Here is a 5,637-nt window from a genome sequence, read left to right on the forward strand (position 1 = left end):
GTCCAAGGTCGCCAACTACGGAAACCTCGACCCCGCCATCATGGAAAAGCTGGGCACCATCGACCCGGGTAACGCCWATCTCGTCCCCTGGGCCTGGAGCTTCACCACGGTTGGCATCAACAAGGCCAAGGTAACGAAGGCGCTGGGCTCCACCCCCATGCCTGAAAACGCATGGGACCTGGTGTTCAACCCGGTCTACACCGCCAAGCTCAAATCCTGCGGTATTGCCTACCTCGACTCGCCAACCGAAGTGCTGCCGCCCGCCATGCATTACCTGGGCAAAAACGCCTATTCGAACGACCCGGCCGACCACAAGGCTGCGGCCGCAATGCTGGCCAAGGTGCGTCCGCACATCCGCATGTTCTCCAGCACCATGATTGACGACCTGGCCGGCGGCAAGGCCTGCGTGGCACTGGCTTGGGCCGGCGACATCAACATCGCCCGTGCCCGCGCCCTTGAAAACAAGAGCGGCAATGACGTCGAGGCCCTGTTGCCCAGCACCGGCGGCCTGATCTTCTTTGACACGCTGGCCATTCCGAAGGATGCCAAGCACCCGAACAACGCGCTGGCTTTCATCAATTATTCGCTGCGCCCCGAGGTGTCCGCGTCCTTGACCAACGAGCTGGGTTACGCCACCGCCAACAAGGCCAGCCTGGCCAGCGTCAAGCCCGAGATTGCCAAGGACAAGGCGGTATTCCCCGATGCGGACAACCTGAAGAAAATGGTGTCTCCGGCCAGCTTCAGCAACGAAGCGCGTGAATCCATGAGCAACGTGTTCACTGCCTTCAAAAAAGGCAAGTGACGTTTTACTGATCTCTGGCAAGCGCTGATTTCAGTGTGAACCCGGCTGTGCATGCAATGCTTTGTGTGCGCAGCTTTTTTCTTGGTGAGAACCCCTGTTCATGAATCTACCCCTCCCGGCCGGTGACGGATTTTTGCGGACTGAGCAGCTGGTCAAGCGCTTTGATGGTGTGGCGGCGGTGGACGATGTGTCCCTGTCGATTCACAAGGGTGAAATCTTCGCGCTGCTCGGGAGCTCGGGTTGCGGCAAGTCGACCTTGCTGCGCATGCTGGCGGGTTTTGAAAAACCGACCGAAGGCTCGGTGATCCTGGACGRTGTGGACATCGCCTCTTTTCCGCCTTACGAACGGCCCATCAACATGATGTTCCAGTCGTACGCGCTCTTTCCCCATCTGACGGTGTGGGACAACATTGCCTTCGGACTCAAGCGCGAAGGCATGCCCAAGGGTGAGATCGAGGCGCGTGTGCAGGAGATGCTCAAGCTGGTCCAGCTGGAGACCTTTGCCAAACGCAAGCCGCACCAGCTCTCRGGCGGCCAGCAGCAGCGTGTGGCCCTGGCGCGCAGCCTGGCCAAGCGGCCCCAGTTGCTGCTGCTCGATGAGCCGCTGGGCGCGCTCGACAAGAAGCTGCGCGAACGCACCCAGTTCGAACTGGTCAACATTCTTGAATCCGTGGGCGTGACCTGCGTCATGGTGACGCACGACCAGGAAGAAGCCATGGCCATGGCATCCCGCATTGCCGTCATGAGCCACGGCCGTGTCCTGCAGGTCGGCACACCCAAGGAAATCTACGAGCACCCCAACTGCCGGTTTGTGGCCGACTTTATCGGCAACGTCAATATGTTTGAAGGTGAGCTCACGCTGGACGAGGCGGACCGCTGTGAAGTCACGACGGAGCAGGGCGTGGTGAATGTGGGCCACGGCATTAGTGGAACGTTAGGCATGTCGGTGGCCATCGCGGTGCGGCCGGAGAAGATTCACATTGCCAAGACCCGCCCTGAGGTGAACATCAACCTGTTCACTGGCAAGGTGCGGGAGATTGCTTATTTCGGCAGCTACAACACTTTCATTGTGGAAATGCCGGGCGGCCGCAGGGTGAAGATCACCGAGACCAACACCACGCGCCACGAGAGCTCCCTGATCACCTGGGAAGACGCGGTGTTCTTCTGGTGGGACGATTCGGCGCCCGTGGTGTTGACTCAATAAGCTGCTGCTGCGACGCCAAGCTATCTCACTACCGCGATGAAAATTCATTCCTGGCTTCAACTCAACCTGGGGCGACGCTTCGTGATCGGCGTGCCCTATGTCTGGCTGCTGTTGTTCTTTGTGTTGCCTTTCCTGATCCTGCTGCGGATCAGCGTCACGGACATGGGCAACGGTGTGGATCCCTTTGCGCCGCTGATCGAGACGGTGCAGGGGTCCTGGCACGTCATGCTGCGCTACAACAACTATGCGTCCATCTTCATCGACAAAGCGGCCGATACCGCAGGCGGCTTCGGCAACACCATCTACATGGAGGCGTACAAGACTTCGCTGAAGTACGCGGTACTGACGACGCTGTCGTGCCTGCTGATTGGCTATCCGTTTGCGTACTTCATTGCCCGGTCGCGGCCAGCGATCCGGCCGGCCTTGCTGATGCTGGTCATGCTGCCGTTCTGGACGTCCTTCCTGCTGCGCGTGTACGCGTGGAAGGGCATCCTGGCCGACCAGGGCGTGCTCAACAACCTGCTGCTATCCCTGGGCATCATCCAGGAGCCGATGGTGATGCTTTACACGGATGTGTCGATGCTGGTGGGTATGACTTATGTGTACTGCCCCTTCATGATCCTGCCGCTTTACGCCAACCTGGTGAAGATGGACTTTCGTCTGCTGGAGGCTGCCCACGATCTGGGCGCCAGCGCCTGGAAGGCTTTCTGGCTGATCACTGTTCCGCTCAGCAAGTCCGGGATCATCGCCGGCTCGATGCTGGTTTTCATCCCCAGCGTCGGCGAGTTCGTGATTCCGTCGCTGCTGGGGGGCGCTGAAAACATCATGATCGGCCGCGTGGTGTGGGACGAGATGTTCAGCAGCAACAACTGGCCGCGCGCATCCGCGCTGGCCGTGGTGATGATCCTCCTGATCCTGGTGCCGCTGGCTTTTTATTACCGCTCCAGCAGCGACCGTGACGCGCAAGGACGCCACTGAGATGAAAGAAGCCATGAGAACCTTCCTGCGCCTGGCAGAAGGCAACATAGGCCGGATCTGGATGGGGCTGGTGTACCTTTTCCTCTATATCCCGCTGATTTTCCTCATCGTCTTTTCATTCAACAGCACCCGGCAAGACGGTGYTTTCACCGGCTTTTCAACGCGCTGGTATGAGGCGCTGCTGTCGGACTCGCGGTTGGTGGAAGGATTTTTTCTGTCCCTCAAGGTGGCGCTGATCACCGGCACGCTGTCGGTGGTGCTCGGCAGCTTTGCTGCCTTTGTACTGGTGCGCTATTTGCGCTTTACCGGGCGTACGCTGTTCTATGGGTTGGTCAACGCGCCGCTGGTCATGCCCGAGGTCATCATCGGCCTGGCCTTGCTGCTGCTGATGGTGGCGGTGCAGCGCACCATCGGCTGGCCGGACCGGGGTTTCATCACCATCGTGACGGGGCACACCTTGCTCGGCATGGCCTACGCCACGGTGGTCATCCAGTCACGCCTCAGTGAAATGGACCGCACCCTTGAAGAGGCCGCCATGGACCTGGGCTGCCGGCCCGTGCAGGTGTTTTTTCTGGTGACCTTGCCAAGCATTGCACCGGCACTGGTGTCGGCCTGGCTGCTCACCTTCACACTGTCGTTTGACGACGTGGTGATCTCCGAATTCTTGTCAGGGCCCGGCGTGACGACCTTGCCGCAGGTGATCTTCAGCTACGCCCGCCGCGGTGTGAACCCGTCGATTTACGCAGCGGCCACGATTTTGATCACGGTGGTGTCGTTGGGCATCATTGCCTACAGCATTTCCGTGATGCGCCGGCAAAAGCGGCTGGACCGCGAAATCAGTGCGGCGGCTCGACCGGAACAGGCTTTCCCGGACCCCGTCCGGGCAAAGTAGCCAGCACGACGCCGGTCAGCGCGATGGCAAAAGCGCCGATCTGGGTGCCATTGAGCTTTTCTCCCAGAACAATGACGCCGACCGCTGCGGCACTGACCGGCAGCAATACGGTGAAAACGCCGGCCTGATTCGCCGGAATCGTCCTGAGCCCGGTCATCCAGAGCCAGACCGTCCATACGCTGGCTGCGAGCGAATAAAACAGCAGCAACAGCCACGCGGAGGGCGCCACCTTGCCAAAGTCAAATCCCCAAGCCATCCAGAGGCCGAAAGGGGTGACGAGGGCAAAGCCCCAGAGGTTGATCAGTGCGGTGATGCGTTTGGGGCTGAGTACGCCGGTCAGCTTCTTGCCGATGACGGCGTAGGCCGCCTCGCATAAAACCGCGCCCACCAGCAGCAAATTGCCCAGCCAGGCATTTCTGTGTGCCAAATCGGCCTCCGGACCAATGCTGACGGGCGCAATCAGCTCATTTTTTGATAGCGAAACAAGGCCAATGCCGAGCACCGCGCAGGCTATAGCGCCCCATACGCGCGCACCGATGCGCTCCCGCAGGAAGAGCCAGCTCATCAGCGCAACGGCTGCCGGAATGGAAGCCATGATCACACCGGCCGCAACCGCGCTGGTCATGCTCACGCCGAACAGCATGCAGATGGAAAAGAGGAAATTGCCCAGAAAGGATTCGAGGAACAGCAGTCGGCTGGTTTGCCGGCTCATGGGGACTTCGCCTGCCGGTTTTTTCAGCCAATGCAGCATTGCGGTGCCACCGATGCCAAAGCGCAGCCAGGCCAGCAAAAAGACGGGGAAGGCGATGACGAGGGGTTTGGAAAGCGCCACGTAGCTGCCAACGAGCGACATGCTGAGCGCCAGGCAGGCGTAGGCCACGATTCGGTTCATTAAACTGGAGGCTCCTGTGGTGCGGGCCAGTGCGGGGGCCTGCGTTTGTACCGGCCGGGAACGGCCTGGCAGAGGTTGAAATCATGCCTTAATTTCAGAGGGGCATTGCCGGTTACACGCAGCCTGGACAGCCCACAATCCAATGACGACTCTGGCGACGACACTCAAACAATGCCTCAATCTCCTGTCCGTTATGTTTTTGTTTACGGCACCCTGCGCAAGGGTGAGCAGCGTGACATCAACCATTTGCAGCCGCCACCTCGATGGATAGGGCGTGCCAGCGTGGCTGGCGTGATGCACCACCTGGGCAGCTATCCTGGCCTGACGCTAACCGGCCCGGGCACCGTGCAGGGAGAGGTGTATGCCGTGGCGCCCGAGCTGGAGCGTGTGCTGGATGAAATTGAGGAGGTCTGGCCGCAGCAGACCGGTGAATACACCAAGCGCGAGGTGGCGGTGCAGCTTGAGCCGGTATCCGGGCCTGGCCAACCGGAGCGCGCGCGGGAACTGGTGTGTTTCCTCTATGAGATCGCTCCCGAACGGATTCACGGAAAACCGGTGATTACGCTGGGCGATTGGGTGTTGCACCGAACTGGTGGCGCTAGCTGAGTCTCGCAGAGGGTCTGAGGGCCTCGAGAGGAAAGTCAGGGCCGAGGTGCGCTCTTGGCCATCGATACAAGCTGCCTTTCACATTTCATCATTCAATAAATTGATTCCGTAATGTGGAATTAACGAATGCTGCAGTGCAAAATTATTTCTCAATATGAGAGATTGAATTTTGCATTACGATAATTTTAATAAATATCATTGATTTTATTGAATTTTATTTTTGTCTTATATAAGACATAAGATCTTCACAAGGTCTTGTAGAA

Annotated in this window: 6 protein-coding genes; 5 read left to right on the forward strand and 1 reads right to left on the reverse strand. The window is 59.0% G+C overall.

Going from position 1 to position 5,637, the window contains the following annotated elements; genetic code table 11:
- The 4 genes from AC1D1X_RS14100 to AC1D1X_RS14115 all read left to right on the forward strand — a co-directional run.
- Positions 1 to 802: extracellular solute-binding protein (locus tag AC1D1X_RS14100; RefSeq protein WP_477698492.1), on the forward strand; the 802-nt coding region annotated here is incomplete at its 5' end.
- Between the two features lie 100 nt (positions 803 to 902).
- The gene (locus tag AC1D1X_RS14105) at positions 903 to 2,006 is read left to right on the forward strand and encodes an ABC transporter ATP-binding protein (RefSeq protein ID WP_477698493.1); all 1,104 of its coding nucleotides are present in this window, start codon (positions 903 to 905) and stop codon (positions 2,004 to 2,006) included.
- A 36-nt stretch (positions 2,007 to 2,042) separates the two neighbouring features.
- Positions 2,043 to 2,984, forward strand: coding sequence for an ABC transporter permease (locus AC1D1X_RS14110; protein WP_477669065.1), 942 nt, complete (start codon positions 2,043 to 2,045; stop codon positions 2,982 to 2,984).
- A 13-nt stretch (positions 2,985 to 2,997) separates the two neighbouring features.
- Positions 2,998 to 3,876, forward strand: a complete 879-nt coding sequence (locus tag AC1D1X_RS14115; protein ID WP_477698494.1) for an ABC transporter permease — start codon at positions 2,998 to 3,000, stop codon at positions 3,874 to 3,876.
- Here AC1D1X_RS14115 and AC1D1X_RS14120 read toward each other — a convergent pair.
- On the reverse strand, positions 3,821 to 4,768 hold the full coding sequence (locus tag AC1D1X_RS14120; protein WP_477669067.1) for a DMT family transporter: 948 nt from the start codon (positions 4,766 to 4,768) through the stop codon (positions 3,821 to 3,823). The two genes, AC1D1X_RS14115 and AC1D1X_RS14120, sit on opposite strands and share 56 nt — an antisense overlap.
- Before the next feature lie 171 nt (positions 4,769 to 4,939).
- On the opposite strand from AC1D1X_RS14120, the gene AC1D1X_RS14125 reads away from it, so the two are divergent.
- Positions 4,940 to 5,374: a gamma-glutamylcyclotransferase family protein gene (locus AC1D1X_RS14125; RefSeq protein WP_477669068.1), complete on the forward strand. Its 435-nt coding sequence runs from the start codon at positions 4,940 to 4,942 to the stop codon at positions 5,372 to 5,374.
- Positions 5,375 to 5,637 lie beyond the last annotated feature (263 nt).

The sequence above is a fragment of the Polaromonas sp. P1_G4 genome (assembly GCF_056405475.1).

What these genes read in the sequence shown, in the direction of transcription:
- AC1D1X_RS14110 (WP_477669065.1), top strand. Translation starts at nt 2,043, where the DNA reads ATGAAAATTCATTCCTGGCTTCAACTCAACCTGGGGCGACGCTTCGTG.
- AC1D1X_RS14120 (WP_477669067.1), bottom strand. Translation starts at nt 4,768, where the DNA reads ATGAACCGAATCGTGGCCTACGCCTGCCTGGCGCTCAGCATGTCGCTC.
- AC1D1X_RS14125 (WP_477669068.1), top strand. Translation starts at nt 4,940, where the DNA reads ATGCCTCAATCTCCTGTCCGTTATGTTTTTGTTTACGGCACCCTGCGC.